Source organism: Psychrobacter sp. KH172YL61 (assembly GCF_007182895.1).
Taxonomy (GTDB): domain Bacteria; phylum Pseudomonadota; class Gammaproteobacteria; order Pseudomonadales; family Moraxellaceae; genus Psychrobacter; species Psychrobacter pacificensis.
The window spans coordinates 2,247,526-2,266,355 of the sequence record NZ_AP019516.1 but is presented as its reverse complement, the minus strand read 5'-3'; the positions used below and the strand labels follow the sequence as shown (position 1 = coordinate 2,266,355).

The 18,830-nt window shown below is 44.9% G+C and carries 18 protein-coding genes and 4 pseudogenes; 20 read left to right on the top strand and 2 right to left on the bottom strand.

All coding sequences use genetic code 11. The annotated features are described in order from the left end of the window. Positions 1-414 precede the first annotated feature (414 nt). The 13 genes and pseudogenes from PKHYL_RS12090 (at position 415) to PKHYL_RS18920 (ending at position 10,963) form a co-directional block, all read left to right on the top strand. Positions 415-1,944: a cardiolipin synthase gene (locus tag PKHYL_RS12090; RefSeq protein WP_227517156.1), complete on the top strand. Its 1,530-nt coding sequence runs from the start codon at positions 415-417 to the stop codon at positions 1,942-1,944. A 109-nt stretch (positions 1,945-2,053) separates the two neighbouring features. Next, positions 2,054-2,626 carry a hypothetical protein gene (locus tag PKHYL_RS12085; RefSeq protein WP_240365280.1) on the top strand — a complete coding sequence of 191 codons (573 nt, stop codon included), beginning with the start codon at positions 2,054-2,056 and terminating at the stop codon, positions 2,624-2,626. Beyond that, a complete protein-coding gene (locus PKHYL_RS12080; protein WP_240365279.1) occupies positions 2,601-3,290 on the top strand; it encodes a hypothetical protein in 690 nt (229 codons plus the stop codon). Before PKHYL_RS12085 ends, PKHYL_RS12080 begins: the two co-directional genes overlap by 26 nt. Continuing rightward, the gene (locus PKHYL_RS12075) at positions 3,274-3,555 is read left to right on the top strand and encodes a hypothetical protein (protein WP_240365278.1); all 282 of its coding nucleotides are present in this window, start codon (positions 3,274-3,276) and stop codon (positions 3,553-3,555) included. Before PKHYL_RS12080 ends, PKHYL_RS12075 begins: the two co-directional genes overlap by 17 nt. 119 nt (positions 3,556-3,674) lie before the next feature. Further along, complete coding sequence (locus PKHYL_RS12070) at positions 3,675-3,938, top strand: hypothetical protein (protein ID WP_240365277.1); 264 nt, start codon at positions 3,675-3,677, stop codon at positions 3,936-3,938. Between the two features lie 20 nt (positions 3,939-3,958). Next, positions 3,959-4,132, top strand: coding sequence for a glycosyltransferase N-terminal domain-containing protein (locus tag PKHYL_RS17715; protein WP_269778172.1), 174 nt, complete (start codon positions 3,959-3,961; stop codon positions 4,130-4,132). Beyond that, positions 4,110-4,232 (top strand): annotated as a pseudogene (locus PKHYL_RS17710) (glycosyltransferase N-terminal domain-containing protein); the annotation flags it as partial. The gene PKHYL_RS17715 and the pseudogene PKHYL_RS17710, both read left to right, overlap by 23 nt. Before the next feature lie 19 nt (positions 4,233-4,251). Then, the gene (locus PKHYL_RS12065) at positions 4,252-5,277 is read left to right on the top strand and encodes a 3-deoxy-D-manno-octulosonic acid transferase (RefSeq protein ID WP_269778171.1); all 1,026 of its coding nucleotides are present in this window, start codon (positions 4,252-4,254) and stop codon (positions 5,275-5,277) included. Then, positions 5,274-5,996: a 16S rRNA (uracil(1498)-N(3))-methyltransferase gene (locus PKHYL_RS12060; RefSeq protein ID WP_071003423.1), complete on the top strand. Its 723-nt coding sequence runs from the start codon at positions 5,274-5,276 to the stop codon at positions 5,994-5,996. The genes PKHYL_RS12065 and PKHYL_RS12060 overlap by 4 nt, the downstream gene beginning before the upstream one ends. Positions 5,997-6,553: 557 nt before the next feature. After that, positions 6,554-7,685, top strand: a pseudogene (locus PKHYL_RS17705) (extracellular solute-binding protein). 161 nt (positions 7,686-7,846) lie between these two features. Further along, positions 7,847-9,524 (top strand): annotated as a pseudogene (locus PKHYL_RS18930) (ABC transporter permease). 33 nt (positions 9,525-9,557) lie between these two features. Continuing rightward, a pseudogene (locus PKHYL_RS18925) lies at positions 9,558-10,255 on the top strand (ABC transporter ATP-binding protein); the annotation flags it as partial. A gap of 96 nt (positions 10,256-10,351) precedes the next feature. Continuing rightward, a complete protein-coding gene (locus tag PKHYL_RS18920; RefSeq protein WP_442966156.1) occupies positions 10,352-10,963 on the top strand; it encodes a TOBE domain-containing protein in 612 nt (203 codons plus the stop codon). A gap of 33 nt (positions 10,964-10,996) precedes the next feature. Here the strand turns inward: PKHYL_RS18920 and PKHYL_RS12035 are convergent, their stop codons facing one another. Both PKHYL_RS12035 and PKHYL_RS12030 read right to left on the bottom strand, forming a co-directional pair. Then, positions 10,997-11,848: a methyltransferase domain-containing protein gene (locus PKHYL_RS12035; RefSeq protein ID WP_071003429.1), complete on the bottom strand. Its 852-nt coding sequence runs from the start codon at positions 11,846-11,848 to the stop codon at positions 10,997-10,999. Positions 11,849-11,904: 56 nt separating this feature from the next. Continuing rightward, complete coding sequence (locus PKHYL_RS12030; protein WP_058025545.1) at positions 11,905-12,186, bottom strand: hypothetical protein; 282 nt, start codon at positions 12,184-12,186, stop codon at positions 11,905-11,907. 573 nt (positions 12,187-12,759) lie between these two features. On the opposite strand from PKHYL_RS12030, the gene gyrA reads away from it, so the two are divergent. The 7 genes from gyrA (at position 12,760) to PKHYL_RS11995 (ending at position 18,443) form a co-directional block, all read left to right on the top strand. Beyond that, positions 12,760-15,501 (top strand): DNA gyrase subunit A, encoded by a 2,742-nt coding sequence (gyrA, locus tag PKHYL_RS12025; RefSeq protein ID WP_071003431.1) that lies wholly within the window; start codon positions 12,760-12,762, stop codon positions 15,499-15,501. A 140-nt stretch (positions 15,502-15,641) separates the two neighbouring features. Next, positions 15,642-16,022, top strand: a complete 381-nt coding sequence (locus PKHYL_RS12020) for a hypothetical protein (RefSeq protein WP_240365275.1) — start codon at positions 15,642-15,644, stop codon at positions 16,020-16,022. Further along, positions 16,000-16,713 carry a hypothetical protein gene (locus tag PKHYL_RS12015; RefSeq protein WP_240365274.1) on the top strand — a complete coding sequence of 238 codons (714 nt, stop codon included), beginning with the start codon at positions 16,000-16,002 and terminating at the stop codon, positions 16,711-16,713. Before PKHYL_RS12020 ends, PKHYL_RS12015 begins: the two co-directional genes overlap by 23 nt. Positions 16,714-16,920: 207 nt before the next feature. Further along, on the top strand, positions 16,921-17,478 hold the full coding sequence (locus PKHYL_RS12010; protein WP_240365273.1) for a hypothetical protein: 558 nt from the start codon (positions 16,921-16,923) through the stop codon (positions 17,476-17,478). Positions 17,479-17,774: 296 nt separating this feature from the next. Further along, positions 17,775-18,104: a glutathione S-transferase N-terminal domain-containing protein gene (locus PKHYL_RS12005; RefSeq protein WP_240365272.1), complete on the top strand. Its 330-nt coding sequence runs from the start codon at positions 17,775-17,777 to the stop codon at positions 18,102-18,104. Then, positions 18,092-18,292, top strand: coding sequence for a hypothetical protein (locus PKHYL_RS12000; RefSeq protein WP_240365271.1), 201 nt, complete (start codon positions 18,092-18,094; stop codon positions 18,290-18,292). The genes PKHYL_RS12005 and PKHYL_RS12000 overlap by 13 nt, the downstream gene beginning before the upstream one ends. A 7-nt stretch (positions 18,293-18,299) precedes the next feature. After that, positions 18,300-18,443, top strand: a complete 144-nt coding sequence (locus PKHYL_RS11995; RefSeq protein ID WP_240365270.1) for a hypothetical protein — start codon at positions 18,300-18,302, stop codon at positions 18,441-18,443. Positions 18,444-18,830: the final 387 nt, after the last annotated feature.

The following is an 18,830-nucleotide window of genomic DNA, read 5'->3' as shown; positions in this document are numbered from 1 at the left end:
TTTAAATAGAACTTCTGTATTGCTTCATTAACATTAGCTGTCACACTTAACGTTAACTTAATCAGCTGGGCTTATCTAAGTAAGTCCCCCTTGCTGTGGGTGTGTATTATATAGATTTACACTTGGCTGTCAAACGTTATTTTGACTATTTTATGAAATAATCGGAAATAAATTTTTAATGGTATTAAAAACAGTAATATATGGTAGATACTTACTTGTATTTTTTAGAGGCAGGTTATGATTGTTAGCAGTTGTTTGATGGTGAAAAGCTACTATACTACGGATACTTTGTTTTTGAGCATGATTGAGGGAGGCCAGCATAGATATTTTTACGATTGGGCAGATCTTTACTAACTGGACGTGGGAGAGTACGCAGGTCTAGGTCTGATATTTCATATTATACTGATGATTGTTATGACGTTACGCGTTGTGTCAGTGCAGCGTAATATTGGTGTATCCATTGCTTGGATTGCAGTGCTTTATACCGTGCCCGTGTTCGGTCTGATTGCATACATACTACTAGGCGAGCCGATGATTGGACGACGCTACCGTGAGCGCGTGGATCAAGCAAGCATCATAATGAATGACATGGCACGGCGCGAGCATCTGGTGTTTGATAAAGGACAAGATCTGCTACCCATCAAATACCGCGGTGTGAGCCAAATAGGAACGCGCTGGACAGGGCTAGGAGTATTTCCCGATCATCAAATGCAGTTGTTAACAGATCCTGCATCGATTTTTCAGCGTTTGATTGAGGATATCCATGCAGCGCAGCGCATTGTCTTTATGGAGTTTTATATTGTATATCCCAGAGGAAAAGTACTCGATGTGATAGAGGCGTTGTCAGTAGCCGCTCAGCGCGGCGTTGAGTGTCACATATTGGCTGATAGTGTAGGTAGCTTTAGTTTTATTAATAGTAGTGCCCATCGTAAATTAGAAAAAGCCGGTGTGTTTGTCCATCAGTCGCTGCCAGTGGGACTGCTTAAGACACTATTTAAGCGCTCGGATTTGCGTAATCACCGTAAGATGGTGGTCATTGACGAATATATTGGCTATATCGGTAGCTTTAATTTGGTTGATCCACGGTTTTTTAAGCAAAATAAAAATGTCGGACAGTGGATTGATGTGGCGATTAGAACCACCAGCCAGCACTCTATTAGTATCAATACCGCCATGGCCAAAGTTATTGTTACTGATATCGGCGCCGAAAACAACGAAAACCTAGATGCGCTCAATCAGCGAATCAATAACTATACGCGAAAGCTCTATGTGATGGATCCGACCATCAACGACTTAAACAGTCGCGTAAAAGTATTGAGCGATCACATTGATTATCACGAGCAGCCAGGTATCGGTAGCACTTCAATTGTGATACCAAAGATGCCTGTCGTAGACAAGGTGATGGCACAGCTCATACCGTCAGCACCGCAGCTGACAGCGCATGTGATTTACAATACGTTAGTGACTGTGATTCACCGTGCCAATAAGCGTATTCGTATTACCACCCCATACTTTGTACCCGATGAGTCGCTATCAGGTGCACTGACGATAGCGGCAAAGCGCGGCGTTGAGGTGACGATTATTGTTCCTGAAAAAGTCGATTCGTTTTTGGTGCAACATGCTTCACAAGCTTATTATCAAGAGCTGCTGGATGCTGGCGTGACCATTGCGCTATTTCGAGGGGGGTTGCTACATGCAAAAACCGTGGTGATCGATGACGACTATTGTCTGTTTGGCACGGTCAATATTGATATGCGCAGTTTTTATTTAAATATGGAAGTCAGCTTGGCGATTTATACGCCAGAGATGGTCGCTCAAGTGGCTGACTGTCAAGAAATATATTTACAAAGTTGCCGTATTTTGGGCAATGAAGAGTGGCAGCAGCGCCATGGATCAAAACGCTTATTTGATAATGTTGTACGCTTGTTTAGTCCTTTATTGTAGCACGCTCAATTTTAGGTTAAGGTAACCTGTCCGTGTTTTTGATGCTCATATTTTTAATCATTATCATTGTCTCTATAATCAACTTATCTAGAAAAGGACACGCTTGTCTATGTCTGCCTCGCCCTTAACACCACTTGACTATATTGCAGAAGGCTACTGGCAAGATTTTTTAGCTGGGCGTCCTATCGCAGGTGGTATCGCATATGAGACAGAGCTACATAATTGTGCGCTAGATGAGTCGCTTGAGAGCTTACAGCGTATTGATACACTATTGTCTCAGGTGCGCCGTGACATGATAAAAGGCGGTATATGGAACGAGGCGACGTTATTAGTCGATGAGCACTATCGCAACTTTATGGTGTTTTTGGCGTTTTATGCAGGTCGCGTATTGGCACAGCAGTGGCAAAATAAGCCCCATTGGTATGGGCAGTTTGAGCTACGCAAACGCTACCCTGAGCTGTCATTGATTACCGATGACTTTTATCAGCATATGGCCGTTGGCTATGGTGATAATAATGCGGCTACTGATGCGCTGCCTTTATTTTTTCCTTTAGAGCCAATAGGGCTGCGTCTATTTGGCAATATTGATCGGCCATTTGAAGCGCTACAAGGGGGGACAGGCGGCGAGTGGACTATACCAAGCAGTCAGCGCAAGATTGCCAGATTTAACGGATCAAGCTAATAATACAGATACTCTTAGTTATTTAAAGACTGAATCAGCAACGCATAATACGACCCAAAGCATTCACTCAACGACAGATTCGAGTACGACTATCAGTACAAGTCAACCTGCTAGTCATTATGAGGCATCAGAGGACGTACCGGTAAATAATGAATTGGCTGATGTTAATATAGTATCAGCCAATATCGAGCGCCCTTCTGCTGCAACTACTGTATCTAAACCATTAGTGAGTACCGCGCCGCGCCAACCAGAGCTTCAAATAAAACCTGAGAAAACGAAGACAGAGTCGCCAGCCACCAAGCCTATGGCGCCTGTAAAAACCCCACCGACACCAGAAATGTTTACCCAGCTGCTCATAGAGCTAGATGAGATTGAGGTGCCGCAAACAGCAGGCGTGACTGAATATCAGCAAGCTTGCAAAGTCCTCGATCAGTTTGAGCAGCACATTGCCAAGCAGGACAAACCGCGTGGCCAAGTTGTGTTTTCAGACAATCATATAGCAGCAAAAAATAAAGCATTGCTAGCATTACAGGTGGCTGCAGAAGCGGGTAATACGGCTGCCATGCTACGCTTGGCGATGTATGAGCTGCTTGGCGAAGGACTCACGGCAGATGACAAGGACGCTAAAAAAATCTGGCGTGGAATGGGTGAAACAAGCCGCTAGCAAAAACGACAGCCGTGCCCAGCGTTTACTTAGCAAGCTGTACTATCAAGGGGTAGGCATGCCGCAAGATATTGATAGTGGTAAATACTGGCTAGAGCAAGCGGCAGATAATGGTCATATAGAGGCGGCAAACCTTGTGTCTCAATGGGAGCAAGCGCAAGCGCTGATCACGACGCAAAAACAAGAGCAAAGCAATACTAAGCGTTATCAGTTATTGTTTGGCGCTGTGATTTTGATCGCATTGATGATACTGATTGTTGTCTAGGCGCTATTGACTCAGTAAACTTTTAAAAGTTTATGGTTACGCGCTGATTTCAGGTAGAATTGGCGCGTTTTTACTTTTACCCTTCTGCTGTTTGATTCATTACTAATCTGGGCTACTCCATGCCATCATCTCATACTCCATCTGACACCTCTTCCCATTCGACTGACACTAGGTTGTCAGGTCATAATTCATTGACTGATCGTGCGGTGTATCAGACACCATTTTATTATCAATTTCTGATCGGTGTGCTAAAACCATTATATCGCCTGCAAGTATGGCGGCGCTCTCACAAACGTGACAATTATCAGCAAGAAGTGGCGCAGCGTTTTGGCAAAAATATCCACCGCGTCCAGCGATTACTGGTCACAGTAATAAAGGTGTGATTTGGTGTCATGCGGTATCGTTGGGTGAAACCAATACGGTTGCACCTTTATTAGACGCATTACTGGCTAGTGGCTATCAGATATGGTTGACCAACACCACGCAGACAGGTTTTGCTCGCGGTGCCAGTCGGTTTGCAGATGCAATCGCTCAAAACCGCATGAGCCACAGTTATGTCCCCGTTGATACTCCCTGACGTGATTGAGACATTTTTGACGCATGTACAGCCTATCGCCGCACTGTTTGTCGAAACTGAACTATGGGCGAATATCTTGACCAAGCTTGCTGAGCATCAGATACCAAGTATCTTAGTCAATGGTCGTCTCTCGGCGTCTTCTTTTAAAAAGTTATCAAAAAATCGGTGCGGTGAGCAGCAGCATGATGAAAAACCTTGCGCTCATCATTGCGCAAGACAGCGATTCTGCCAAACGCTTTCGTCAATTAGGGGCGGATAGCGCACAGATCCGCGTAGCAGGGTCGCTAAAGTGGGTCATCAATACGCCTAAAATTGATGTGGAAGCTATCGATTCCGATAATTTAGCTGTTGATGCAAAAGATGCAAGTGCGCAGATACCCTCTAAAAAAAATGCGCTCGCTAAAAAAAATGCGCTGGCAAAAGCGTTTGCGATAGCAGACCGACCAGTTTGGGTGGCAGCAAGCACTCATAACGGCGAAGAAGAGACGGCGCTATCGCTACATCAGCAGCTATTGTCGCAGACAGCACTAGCCAATACGTTGCTGATCATCGTGCCTAGGCATCCTGAGCGTTTTGATGAAGTTGCAGCATTGATCGAAAAGACTGGTCTAACAATGGCACGGCGCAGTCTTGATGAGGCCATCAATGGAGACACGCAAGTCTATCTGGCGGACAGCATGGGTGAGATGATGACTTGGTATACACTGGCAAATGTCGCATTGGTTGGAGGGTCGCTAGTAGACATAGGCGGACACAATCCCGTTGAACCTGCGAGCGTGGCAACGCCTATTATCATGGGTCGTTACACCCAATCGTGCCAAAGTGTGGTCGATAAACTGGCCGAGGTGGGCGCTTTATATCAACCAAACAATGAGTTTTATCGTCCAATGACGATAGATGGCTCAAATGAGTGCGCTAAAAGTACAGTAAATCATCAGTACGGTACTGATAGCGCTGATGACATCGCACTTATTTATCAGCAGCTAGAGGTGTGGTTAAGTGATTTACCATTAGCGACGCAGGCAGGACAGGCGGGTGAGACAATAACCGTACAACAGCAAGCAGTGTTGACTCGTCAACTGGCTATGATTGAGGATGTTATTGAACGGTATTATCCTAAAAAGTTAGACCAAGAGATATTATGAATTGTATATTACTGCCCGTTGAAAATTTCTCCACAAGTAAAGCGCAAATCAATGATGTGGTGCAAGTCGATCATGTCAATAACATACTGGGCGCAAAAGTCGGTGACACGCTCAAAATTGGGCAGCTAGATGGCAATCTTGGTACGGCTGTCATTGAGGACATTGCTGCTGATAGTATTCAGTTATACGATGTTCAGCTCGGTATTACCCCGCCAGCCAAACTGGACCTGACAGTGGTTTTAGCCTTACCTCGTCCCAAAGTATTGCGGCGTTTGATCATGGATATGACGGCGCTTGGCGTATGCGATATTGTGCTTGTTAACAGCTATCGCACGCAAAAAAGCTATTGGCAAAGTCCGCTGCTTGAGCGTCTTGATGAGTTTGTATTAGAAGGCTTGCAACAAGGGGTTGATACGATTGCACCTCGTATTACGCTACAAAAACGTTTTAAGCCATTTGTCGAGGATACGCTTACCAGTTTGGTGAGTAATCAAGCCATCGTTGCACACCCTTATGCTGAGCAGTCATTTTCTGAATTTCGACAATTAGATACAACATTAGAATTGCCCAGTTTGGTCTGCATCGGTGCTGAAGGCGGTTGGATCGATTATGAGATAGCGCTACTCGCCGCACACGGGTGCACGCCAGTACATATAGGGCCGCGTATATTGCGTACAGAAGCGGCGGTCAATGTTATGTTAGGGCAATGGCTGCTCTAAATTGGTGTGGTATTCGTTAATATATTTGCCATTCCCAAGAGTGCAGGAGTACAAAAACACAAGAGCCGTTTTGGGTACAACTTAGCTTTAGAAAATGACTAGGGCGTGTTGAACATTCGCAAATAGGCACTGCTGATCGCTAAAATTGGTCCAGATAAGGCACAAAGCGACGATAATGCAGATGCCTTAGCGAGATTTGTAACGCAGTATGGGGCAATTTTAGCATCAGCCCCAACGATAAAAAGTAGGGGACAGGATTCTTTTTTGCCGCTTCATCGTTAAAAATAAGCGCTTAGAGTGACTAAGCTTATTATTTTTAACATCGAATCGCCTAAAAAATAGTTGCTGTCAGTGCCATGGTCGAATGTTCAACACGCCCTAATAAGCCAAATAATTTCAGCATCTTGGGTTAGATAAATGTATTGATAGTTAATCTCATTTCTATTAGTATGTTGTTTCCATGATTATGGTCCAACGAATCCCAACAAATAGGGGCTTTGACCATTTTATCTCACTATTTGCCGTCTCTTTTTTATCGCATTACTATGGGGAAAACCATGCCACTGAACACCATCCGCACTAATCTATTCACCACCAAGCCTGTATTGTCTGCTGCCATATTTGGCCTGATGTTGGGAATGGTTGGCTGTAGCAATTCTTCTACAACCGAAGACAGCGTGGAGACAGAGACAACAGAGGCTGGTACTGAAACTGAACAGCAAGCAGCTAATGATGACGGTGCGACCAGTGCAGATGGTCAAACAATTACTATTTATTCTTCACGTAATGAGCAGCTGATTAAACCATTGCTAGATCGCTATACTGAACAGACTGGTGTCAAGATTGAACTTGTCACAGACAAAACTGGCCCACTGATGGCGCGCTTGCAAGCGGAAGGTCAAAACACTCCAGCTGACATGCTACTGACGGTGGACGCGGGTAACTTATGGCAAGCGGCTCAGCAAGGGTTGCTACAGCCAGTAGCGTCGTCTGTGCTAGAGGCCAATGTCCCTGCAAAGTATCGCGATCCAAAAGGTCAGTGGACAGGTCTATCACTGCGCGCGCGTACGATTTTTTATGACCCAAGCAAAGTTAGCGCCGATCAATTATCGACTTATGCAGATTTGGCGGATCCAAAATGGAAAGGCAAACTATGCTTGCGTACTTCTAAAAAGGTATACAACCAGTCACTTGTGGCCAGCATGATAGAGCATTTGGGTGAAGAAAAACAGAAGCTGTCATCCGTGGTTGGGTTGATAATCTTGCCACTGACGTGTTCAGTGATGATACCGCCATGCTAGAGGCGATTGCTGCTGGTCAGTGTGAAGTTGGTATCGCCAACAGTTACTACTATGGCCGCCTATTAGACGAAAAACCAAACTTCCCTGTGAAAATATTCTGGGCAAACCAAGGCACCACTGGTACACATGTAAACGTTTCAGGCGCGGGCGTGGTTACAGGGTCAGATAATCCAGACGGTACGCTTAAACTGATTGAGTGGTTGTCATCTGATGAGGCGCAAGGCCTTTACGCCAGCTCAGACAAAGAATTCCCAGTCAAAGAAGGGGTGGATGAGTCAGAAATGCTCAGATCTTGGGGCGAGTTCAAAAAGACGATATCAACGTACAGAAATTTGGTGAGCTACAAACTCAAGCCATTCAAATGATGGACAAAGCGGGTTATAAATAAAAGACTGCCAGTCATCGTGATACCAAGCTCAACATCATCTTTTTTAAAGACAATTTGCTAAAATCTGATGATGAAATGTTTAGTCATGAAACAATGAACGTTTTGAGTTTGGTAGGCGCTTAAAAAGTCTCGATGAGTGAGTATGACACGGTAATGATACTATGATCACAACGCCAGATGCGTCTGTTAGCGAGCAAGATCCAATCAGTAGCAGAGCTGATGACAATCAGACGGTCAGTCAAGACCATGCCCTTCGTAAACGTATTATCTCGAAATCAGTCTTAGGGCTGATTTCGTTGTTTATGCTGGTGCCGATTTTGATCGTGTTGTTGTCGTGGACGCAACCAGTCGCAGACATTTGGACGCATATGGCAGAGTATGTCCTGCCGCAAGTGCTCAAAAATACGGCGATTCTACTGTTTATGGTGACGGTTATATCGGGCACTATCGGTACCGTTCTCGCTTGGGTAACCAGCATGTACCGCTTCCCTGGTCAGCGGTTTTTTTCGTGGGCGCTCATGTTGCCGCTTGCCATACCGGCTTACGTATTGGCGTTTGTCACCATTGGTATTGTGGATTTTAGTGGGCCGTTACAGACAGGACTGCGCGATTTTGGTATCACGACAGCGATTCCCTCAATACGCAATGTCTGGGGCGCTGGCTTAATTTTATCGTTGGCATTTTATCCCTATGTGTATTTGCTGGCGCGTCAGGCGTTTTTGTCACAAGGTCGGCGGGCGATTGAAGCAGGGCAGATGCTAGGTTTGAGCCGTAGCCGCGTGTTTTTTCGGTTGGCATTACCGCAAGCACTGCCTTGGATTATCGGTGGCTTATTGCTGGCAAGTATGGAGACATTGGCAGATTTTGGCGCGGTTTCGGTATTCAATGTCGATACGTTTACCACCGCTATTTATAAGGCGTGGTTTGGCTTTTTTAGTTTGACCACAGCGGCTCAGTTAGCAGCCTTGCTCATCGGTGTGATCTTTATCGTAGTACTGTTTGAGCAGTATTGGCAGGCCAAGCGCGGCAACTCGATTACGCAAGGCAGCAACCAGCGTTTCGACGCCAGTACTCCCTGCCAAAATAGGGATGAGCTTGCTATGTACGTTTGTATTTTTGCTGGCTTTTCTAATACCGTTCTTGCAGCTGATTTATTGGACTGCACTGAATTTTCGCCAAGATTTTGATGCGCGCTATATTGATTTTGTGACTAACAGCCTCATGATTGCTAGTATGACCACAGTTTTTATTGCCTTTTTGGCAGTGATTATTGCGTGGATCAAGCGGCAATATCCTGATAAATCGACTAAACTGATGACCACGCTCGCTAATTTAGGCTACGTCGTGCCAGGTACAGTATTGGCAGTGGGTATTTTTATTCCTATTGCGTGGCTAGACAATCAAATGATTGCTTTTGGTATCACCTCGCAGCAGGTGCTCTCAGGCAGTGTGATCGTTATGCTATTGGCATTGTCGACGCGTTTTATGACGGTGAGTTTTCAGCCAGTGGATCGGCAGTTACAACGATTGACCGTCAATCAAGAGGCCGCAGCGAAACTGCTTAGTGACAGTGCGTACCAGCGTTGGCGTCATGTGATGCTACCTGTGCTTAGCCCTGGGGTACTAACGGCATTGTTAATGGGATTTGTCGAAGTGATGAAAGAGATGCCGATCACATTGATGACACGCAGGCAGGGCTGGGATACACTGGCGGTGCGCGTGTTTGAGATGACAAGCGAAGGCATGTGGGGGCGGGCAGCATTACCAAGTTTATTGATTGTACTGGTCGGATTGCTTCCTGTTTGGATACTATTGCGTCAAAGTGACAAACACAGCTAACCGCCATTGCTGCTTATAAATGTGTCATGTTTAATGGTGCTTGATCCAACTTATATTATCATTTTTACTGCTTTATCCAACATTGTATTTACTAATAGCGAACTGGGATTGTCTATGTACACTGATTCAATGAACGACTCGTCAGACGCTCAGTCAGTAAAGACTGGAGCACGTAGTACTCCTGTCAAAAAATCACCAGTCGTGCAAACTCGGACAACCCAGTCTCAATGTAGCAAGCCTGTAGAACAAGCCGATACTGCGCGCCAAGATACTGAGAGCACTATCGCGACCAATCCATATTTTAGTGTACAAAACCTAATTGTCGGCTATGACGATACTATTGTAGTTAATGGCATGTCGTTGATGCTTGAGCAAGGAGAGATTGGTTGCTTCTTGGGCTATAGTGGCTGCGGCAAGACCACGGCATTGCGAGCGATTGCAGGACTGGAGCAAAGCCGCGGCGGTACTATCCATTTAAACAATCAACGTCTAACGGAAAAAACAGCTCGGGACTCTTTTGCCGTGGCACCAGCCAAGCGCGGCATGGGGATGGTGTTTCAAGATTATGCGCTTTTTGGTCATTTGAGCGTGGCAAAAACATTGCCTTTGGCCTCAATAAATGGTCAGCGGCTGACAAAAAAGCTCGTGTGGCTGAGATGCTAAGCCTGGTCGAACTGACGGAGCATGCGGATAAACGTCCAAATGAGCTGTCCGGTGGTCAGCAGCAGCGTGTGGCACTTGCAAGGGCGCTTGCACCGAAGCCTAAATTACTACTACTTGATGAGCCATTTTCTAATCTGGACGTGGTATTACGTGAATCCTTGGCAATGAATGTCCGTGACATTCTCAAACGTACCAATACTACGGCAATCTTGGTCACTCATGACCAAAACGAAGCGTTTGCGTTAGCAGATAAAGTCGGGGTAATGGATAAGGGCAGATTGGTACAATGGGCAACACCAAGCGAGCTGTATCATGAGCCTGTCAGTCCTTTTGTCGCTGAGTTCGTCGGCGAAGGCGCGATGATAGACGGTATCATCAAAGAAGGTCGTGTAGAGACGGCGCTTGGCAATATCTATCGCCGCATGGAAGTCTATGATCAATCAGGACAACCACAGTACTGCGAATATGATTATCCAAATGGTACCCCAATCAAGGTACTCGTGCGCCCTGATGACATCATTCATGATGATGATAGTACGCAGACAGCCTTGGTGATTGGGCGAGTGTTCCGCGGTGCCAACTATTTGTACCGTCTACAGTTAGATGACGGACAGTCCATATTATCACTGGTTGCTAGCCATCATAATCATGAAATTGGTTCACATATTGGTATCTTGCCGTTATTGGAGCATGTGGTCGTGTTTGACGAAAAAGAGGTCAATGCCACCACTTGGTCAGAATATGACAGATCATCGAGAGTTGATGAAGACGTTTAGCAGCCTTCACAGCTTTTGAGCGGTTGTCTAAGTTTACCGTTTAGCCAGAATATGCAAATACCGTCCAAGCCATTTGTATGGCTCTAATTGTGAGTAGCGCAGCTCCATCCTTATCACCGCCTCTGGATCGTTATGCCCGCCACGCTTGAGCGGTGCATAGTCATGAAATACCCGTAGACCACTGCTACGTACCGTCTGATAGTCATGCGCCTTCAACCAAGACTCCACTTCTTCTTTAGCAACGGGATGATTGGGTGTGAGGCTTTTCTTATTGTCCGCCTTATAGTCCGTATTATCGAGTAAATTAAAATTTCCCATGATGAGGTTGCGATAATCAAAGCTTGCAGGGTTATAAAAGCACAAAGATAGCGCGCCATCATCGGTTAGATATTGATCAAAGAAGTCCATGACGGCAGCAGGCTCTGCCAACCATTCAAGTAGCGCGTGCGATAGGATCAAATCAAACTTATCGTTTTCTTCTTTACCTAGCGTTTCTTCAAGTGTTTGGTATGGACAGACGTACCATGTGATATCCAGCGCTTGATCGATTTGTTCAGCGTTTGCTTTTGCCTTCTCAAGCATATTTGCTGAGATATCGTTGATGACGACGCTATGACCTTGAGTAGCAAGCTCTATGGCAATTTGTGCAAGCCCTGCACCCACATCTAAGATACGCAGCGGTCGTCCAAGCGCTTCACTCATTTGTGTACTATATTCAACAATATCACGGCGTAATACCGCCAATCGGATTTCACCTTTTAAACCGCCATAGACCTTTTTTTCAAAATGATCGGCAATGGTATCGAAGCTACGATCTGCTCGTGTGTCTTCTGGTGCGGTGGCTTGGTTTAGGCCAAGTTGGTTGTTTTGATGTTCAGTGGTCATAAGGCGTTCAGATCAATAGCGGAGAGGTTGAGAGCAACAAAAATATTCAGTATAGCTTAGCGTTTCAAACGTCTATTAATGACCCATTTAAAGACGATCTTGGCTAAAACAATAATGACAAATACGACGATAACAAATACCCACATACCGTTGCCTTGTAGGTTTTCTTGATAGGCTTTTGCTAAATATGCTGACAAAGCCATGGCGACTAAAAGTGCTCCCCAACGGACATAGGGTACAGCGCGATTGTTATGGTTAGGAAAACTAGCAACATAATCGCTCGAAAAGCTATATAGCACCATTGCTAAAATCCAAACAATCGCAAGAATGATATCCATAATAAAAGTAGCCTGTTAGGTCGTTATTCGAGTTCTATAAAAGATGAGTTAGTGTAACGCTTAGGATTTTTTTGTCCAGCGTCACTAAAAAAATAGCCTCATTGACCTAATTTAAATCATCATATACTTATGAAACCCATTAGCTCATGTTAGAACAATTGGTAGGCTCTGTTCAGCTAAGATGGACGGAGTATCTCTTTGCTCAGCAGGTTGTAAGTTCGTCTGTAAAAATGGCAAAATCAGCCAATCAAAAAAAACCTGTCATTAGAATTATTTTAGAGTGTATGGGTAATTCAAAATATCACTGCAAATGAACCGCCTAGCTTGATTTTTAATGGTGGTCAGAACCCCCTAAATCAGCAAATTTGTGCTAAAATAGCTTCTTTTATTAAACATTGTTTTTAACAAAAACCGTATCACTATTTTCCTATTGTTTTGCATGTGTAGCAGTGTTTTTTTATGGTATGTATTTTGATCATGACTGCCCATTTATGTGGCAGTATTTTTATATGATCTGTGGGTGCCATAAGCGATGTGTCAACGTTAGAAAAAAATGTGAGTGAAGGAGTGTATATGAGCGAATCGGTCAGTCCTATTGGCATCGTAGATGAACTAAAGCAATCCTATCTGGATTATGCGATGAGCGTGATCGTCTCGCGTGCGCTGCCTGATGTGCGTGATGGGTTCAAACCTGTACACCGCCGTGTGATGTATGCCATGCACGTGTTGTCTAATGATTATAATAAGCCGTACAAAAAGTCTGCCCGTGTGGTTGGTGATGTGATCGGTAAGTACCATCCACATGGCGATAGTGCTGTCTATGATGCCATCGTCCGTATGGCGCAGGATTTTAGCTTGCGCTACCCAATGGTTGATGGTCAAGGTAACTTTGGTTCGATCGATGATGATCCTCCGGCAGCGATGCGTTATACCGAAGTACGTATGACCAAGCTGACTCATCAGATGCTGGCAGATTTGGACAAAGATACGGTCGATTGGGAAGACAACTACGACGGCTCTGAGCGCATGCCAAGCGTGATGCCAGCGCGTATCCCTAACCTATTGGTCAATGGCGCGACAGGTATTGCTGTTGGTATGGCGACCAATATGGCACCGCATAACTTGACCGAAGTGATCAATGCTTGTTTGGCGTATGCCGAAAACCCACAAGTTTCAGCCGAAGAGCTGATGTCACATATTTCAGGTCCTGATTTCCCTACAGGCGGTATTATCTATGGCCGTGCAGGTATCTTAGATGCTTACCGCACGGGTAAAGGCCGTTTGCATATTCGTGGTCGTTATCATATTGAGCCGATGAGCAATACTGGCGTCAACCGCGATCGTGAGCGCATCGTATTTACCGAAATCCCTTATCAGGCGAATAAAGCCAAATTGATTGAGCGTATCGCAGAGCTTGTTCGTGATAAAAAAATCGAGGGCATCAGTGAGATTCGTGATGAGTCTGACAAAGACGGTATGCGTATCGCTATTGACTTGCGTCGCGGCGAGACTGCCGAAGTTATTGTCAATAACTTGTTCTTGCAGACGCCGCTTGAGTCTAGCTTTAGCATCAATATGGTCGCGCTAGACAATGGTCAGCCAAAGCTATTGACCTTGCGTCAGCTTATCGCTGCATTTGTCCGTCATCGTCAAGAAGTGGTGACGCGCCGTACGATTTATGAATTGAACAAAGCCCGCGTCCGTGGTCATTTGCTAGAAGGTTTAACGGTTGCATTAGCCAACATCGATGAGATTATTGCGACGATTAAAGCCTCTGCAAACCGTGGACTCGCCCGCGAAAGCTTATTGAATAATACATGGGGTTCAGGCAGTGTCGTTGCGATGCTCACGGCTGCTGGTAGTCAGTCAGTACGTCCTGAGTTTATCGATGGCGAAGATCCTAAAGCGCCGTTTGGTCTGATCGAAGGCGAAGAGCGTTATCGCTTGTCACTTGAGCAGGTCAATGCGATTTTAGACATGCAATTACATCGTTTGACGGGCCTTGAGCAAGATAAATTGACCGAGGAATACCAAGACTTACTACGCGAAATCACTCATTTAGAGTCTATTCTTGGTGATTTTGATAAGCTGATGAGTATTATCTCTAATGAGATGATCGAGATTCGTGATAACTTTGGTGATGAGCGTCGCACCGACATCATCGACTCACGCATGGATCTCAGCCGTGAAGACCTGATTCCTGAGCAAACCGTTGTGATGACGGTGTCGCGTACTGGCTATGCCAAGACTCAGCCAATTGATGACTACGTCGCACAAAAGCGCGGCGGCAAAGGTAAGTCTGCAACGGCAATGAAAGAAGATGATGTGATTGATCATCTGGTCGTGACCTCAACGCACTCTACGGTATTGTGCTTCACAGACAGTGGCCGCGTCTTTAGCTTACGTGGGTTTGAAGTGCCGATTGCCAGCCGCGGTGCTCGTGGTCGTCCGTTGGTCAATCTAATTGGTTTAAATAGCGACGAAACCGTTACGACGATATTGCCGATTCCGCAAATGTCTGAGGAAGTTAGCGGCCGCTTTGTCTTCTTTGCAACCGCCAATGGCACAGTCAAGCGTGTTGAGCTTGAACAGTTTGCCAATATTCGCTCGAACGGCTTGATCGCGGTTGGTCTAGAAGAGGGTGATAAATTGGTCAGCGCTCGTATTACCAACGGCAATCAAGAAGTGATGCTATTTGCTTCAAGTGGTAAAGCGATTCGTTTTGATGAGAATGATGCTCGTGCGATGGGCCGTACAGCGAAAGGCGTCCGCGGTATGCGTTTGGCTACTGATGAATTTATCAAATCATTGGTCGTTATCGAAGATGATGTACATGAAATCCTAATTGCTTGTGAAAACGGCTTTGGTAAGCGTACCCTTATCGAAGAGTTTAATACGCAAAACCGTGGCGGTGGCGGTGTTATCGCCATTAAGACCAGTGAGCGTAATGGCGCATTGGTGCGAGCGACTAAGGTTGACGCTACCGATGATATTATTTTAATCTCTGACAAAGGAACGCTAGTACGTACGCCAGTTGAGCACGTTGCGAGCTCTGGTCGTAACACTCAGGGTGTCACGCTCATTCGTCTGCCAAAAGATGAAAAATTGGTCGCTATGGCGCGTGTTGAGCACGAAGAGGGTGATGATGAATTAATCGATGCGATGAAAGAAGATGGCACGTTTGAGGTGGAAAGTCAGGAGCAGATAGATATCGATACCGCAACTGACAATACTGCTTTGAGCGATGCCAACGACGCTATCGATATTGCCAACGATTACACATTGGATAATGATGCAGTAGACGATGACGAGTAATAGTCTTGGTAGTTAGCTTTTCAGTCTAGTTTCTGATCATTGTCCTAGAAAAAAGCCTCTGACGTTGTCGTCGGAGGCTTTTATTTTTATTCACTTTTTCTTAATAATGTACATAGGATTTTACTTTTAAGGCTGTTGTTATGCTTACAACCAATCAAACTTTTCAGGGAACTGTCGCAGCGGTATCGTCGAGCTTTTTATTCTCGATGATGTTTTTGTTTGGACTGTTTATGCTGCCCTTAACGGGGACACAGGTAGCCTCATGGCGCGTGCTGATGATGTTGTTAAGTTTGGTCATCTTGCTCAGTTTGACTAAGCAATGGCAGCATGTCTTTGATTATATAAAGACGCTTAAGACCTTGAAAGAATGGCTGATATTTATATTGCCTGCACCGATCTTAGGCGGCCAGATTTGGTTGTTTATGTGGGCACCTGTGAATGGATTTGGACTGGATGTCACCTTGGGCTATTTTTTATTGCCACTTGTGATGATTGTGCTTGGTCGGTTTTTTTTATCGTGAGGATATGAGTGTCTTGCAGTATGCGGCAGCAATACTGGCAGCGCTCGGTATTGGCTACGACATTGTTCAATATGGTTCGGTGTCTTGGGTGACGCTATTTGTATGTTTGGGCTATCCGCCGTATTATCTATTGCGCCGCACGCTTGCTGTACCGCCCATTACTGGCTTGTTGTTTGATTTGACATTGCTGACGCCCGTGGTATTGATCATGCTTTATCTCACTGGTGGTTTTAGTGTGGCGGCACAAAATATGAAGTTTTGGTACCTACTGCCATTGCTGGGTGCCTTTAGTGCACTGGCAATGTCGCTAACGATGATTGCGAGTAGCAAGTTGCCGGTCTCGCTATTTGGGGCGCTGAGCTACATAGAGCCGCTACTGTTATTTGTGTTGTCTATTACCGTTCTGAGTCAAAGTCTTGATGAAGGTGGCTCGCTCTTTATGTACGGCATGATTACACTTGCCCTAGTGGTCATGATAATCGATAGTGCGATAGGCTATCTCGTTCGTCAGCGTAATGACCGCTTGCATGGATATAGAGAGCCGCAGGTAGGAGGCTTTCCACCGCGTCGTCATTTTATCAATCAGCGTATCGATGGTGTGCTAAAAGCGCATCGCTTTCGTAAGATTCGTCGTTATCAAAAAAAGATGGATAAGATACAGCAAAAACTCGAACAACTTGATGCAAAATAAGGACTTACGAGCATTAAATTTGCTTGATAACGACATTGAGATACTAGATGCACACTGGTATTGCTTATCTATTTTGACTTTGACATAATGCCGCCCATAATGTAGCAGGATACATTAATAGCGTTTATCTTAGATTGCGCGACCACCCTATATAAAAAAGCCTCAGACGTTATCGTCTGAGGCTTTTATTTTAAAATTGCAAAGGATGTGTCCCAATCTCTAAAGGCTGTTGTGATGTTGATTACTAACCAAACTTCTCAGGGTGCGATCACTGCTGTGGCTGCAAATTTTTTATACTCATTGCTATTCCTATTTGGTTTGCTGTTGCAACCGTTATCAGGTACGCAAGTTGCTTCGTGGCGTGTGCTCACGATGTTTTTTGGTCTGGTGCTGCTGGTGGGTGTGCTAAAACAGTGGCAGCATATTTTTGATTATCTAAAAACCTTAAAAAATGCCAAAGAGTGGTTTTTATTCATACTACCCACTCCGATTTTGGGGGCGCAAACTTGGATGTTTATGTGGGCGCCAGTCAATGGTTTGGGTCTTGAGGTGACGTTGGGTTACTTCTTATATCCGATGATCATGATCGTGGTTGGTCGATTTTTTTATAATGAGAGTATGAGCTTGCTACAGTGGGCTGCGATTATATGCTCAGGTCTCGGTATCGCTTATGATATCTTTGAATATGGTGCGATCTCTTGGGCGACTTTTGTTTGTGTGCTTGGGTTATCCGCCACGCCGCCGTCTCAAAAATCGCCGTATTAAGGGCGTGCTAATGGCGCACCGCTTTCGCCAAATCAAAAAATATCAGCAAAAGATCGATAAGATGACGCGCAAGATTGAAGCACTGTCTGTGATTGTGACTAAAACTGGTGCCTCCTAGGTTTACATAAACCTGACTTACAAGGCAGTATCTTGGTCATTGTCCTACAAAATTGCAGTGTCAAAGGGGCATAAATTACGCTATTATCGAGCACAGTGGTGTCATGTTTAATTCAAAACGTGGCGCCATATTTAAGAGATTATGGCTGATTTAAAACAATATATAACTAGGACGGTTTATGTTAACTCTGCATCATTTAAACAATTCGCGCTCGTTTCGTATTTTATGGCTACTAGAAGAGTTGGAGCTGGATTATGAGCTGACAACCTATGAGCGTACGAAGGCGTATCTTGCACCTGAGAGCTTAAAAAAAGTGCATCCGTTGGGACACACGCCGGTGCTTGAAGTGGGTGATCGCGCTTTGGCTGAGTCCGGTTTTATCATTGAATACCTGCTCAGACACTATGATAAAGAGCATCAGTTTAAGCCGGCTGATGATAATGAAGCGGCGTGGGAAGATTATACTTTTGGTTGCATTTTGCCGAAGCCACGGCGATGCCACAGTTAGTTATGCGTCTGGTATTTAGTAAAGTCGTTGAACGATCGCCTATGCTGATCAAACCGATCAGTAAAGGTATTCGCAAACAAGTTGAAGATGGCATGATCAACAATAATATTATCAACAACCTAAATCTGATGGAGCAGCATCTCCAAGACAGTCATTGGTTTGCAGGGGGAGACGTTCAGTGCCGCTGATATTCAAATGTATATTGTGGTAGCCGCCTCTAATGCGCGTGCAGGTATGGATCAATCTAAATACGCTAATCTATTAAATTGGCTCAAACGCTGTCAAGAACGCCCCGCTTTCAAACGTGCTGAGGCAAAGGGCGGAACACCGCAGTTTTAAAAGATACTTGTATAAACACTTAAACACCTCTCAATACTTGAGGTGATATTAGATAAAAGGTTTTGTTTATTCATAAGCAAAGCCTTTTTAGGATAAAATAATGACAGACTTGAATACATCGCATCATGCAAAAACAAAGAAAGACACAGATGCTAAGCAGTCGCTAGATCATAACTTGCAAAATAGGCAACCGGTTGATAACCAGCAAGTATCTATCAAATCTTGGTCACAAAAACTACTGGTTGTAATTTTGTGCGCCGCTAGTTTTTATGGTGGCTGGAAATCTTATGAATCTAATATGGTTAATGAATGTACGGCCAATGGTGGGCAAATGGTTGACGGTCAAAAAACCATGATATGCCAACGGTCCTAACCCGTGCCTCTAAT

Excerpts from the sequence above, each read along its gene's own strand:
- PKHYL_RS12090 (WP_227517156.1), top strand. The coding sequence starts at position 415 with ATGACGTTACGCGTTGTGTCAGTGCAGCGTAATATTGGTGTATCCATT.
- PKHYL_RS12085 (WP_240365280.1), top strand. The coding sequence starts at position 2,054 with ATGTCTGCCTCGCCCTTAACACCACTTGACTATATTGCAGAAGGCTAC.
- PKHYL_RS12070 (WP_240365277.1), top strand. The coding sequence starts at position 3,675 with ATGCCATCATCTCATACTCCATCTGACACCTCTTCCCATTCGACTGAC.
- PKHYL_RS12065 (WP_269778171.1), top strand. The coding sequence starts at position 4,252 with ATGGTCGTCTCTCGGCGTCTTCTTTTAAAAAGTTATCAAAAAATCGGT.
- PKHYL_RS12060 (WP_071003423.1), top strand. The coding sequence starts at position 5,274 with ATGAATTGTATATTACTGCCCGTTGAAAATTTCTCCACAAGTAAAGCG.
- PKHYL_RS18920 (WP_442966156.1), top strand. The coding sequence starts at position 10,352 with ATGAATGTCCGTGACATTCTCAAACGTACCAATACTACGGCAATCTTG.
- PKHYL_RS12035 (WP_071003429.1), bottom strand. The coding sequence starts at position 11,848 with ATGACCACTGAACATCAAAACAACCAACTTGGCCTAAACCAAGCCACC.
- PKHYL_RS12030 (WP_058025545.1), bottom strand. The coding sequence starts at position 12,186 with ATGGATATCATTCTTGCGATTGTTTGGATTTTAGCAATGGTGCTATAT.
- gyrA (WP_071003431.1), top strand. The coding sequence starts at position 12,760 with ATGAGCGAATCGGTCAGTCCTATTGGCATCGTAGATGAACTAAAGCAA.
- PKHYL_RS12020 (WP_240365275.1), top strand. The coding sequence starts at position 15,642 with ATGCTTACAACCAATCAAACTTTTCAGGGAACTGTCGCAGCGGTATCG.
- PKHYL_RS12005 (WP_240365272.1), top strand. The coding sequence starts at position 17,775 with ATGTTAACTCTGCATCATTTAAACAATTCGCGCTCGTTTCGTATTTTA.
- PKHYL_RS12000 (WP_240365271.1), top strand. The coding sequence starts at position 18,092 with ATGCCACAGTTAGTTATGCGTCTGGTATTTAGTAAAGTCGTTGAACGA.
- PKHYL_RS11995 (WP_240365270.1), top strand. The coding sequence starts at position 18,300 with ATGTATATTGTGGTAGCCGCCTCTAATGCGCGTGCAGGTATGGATCAA.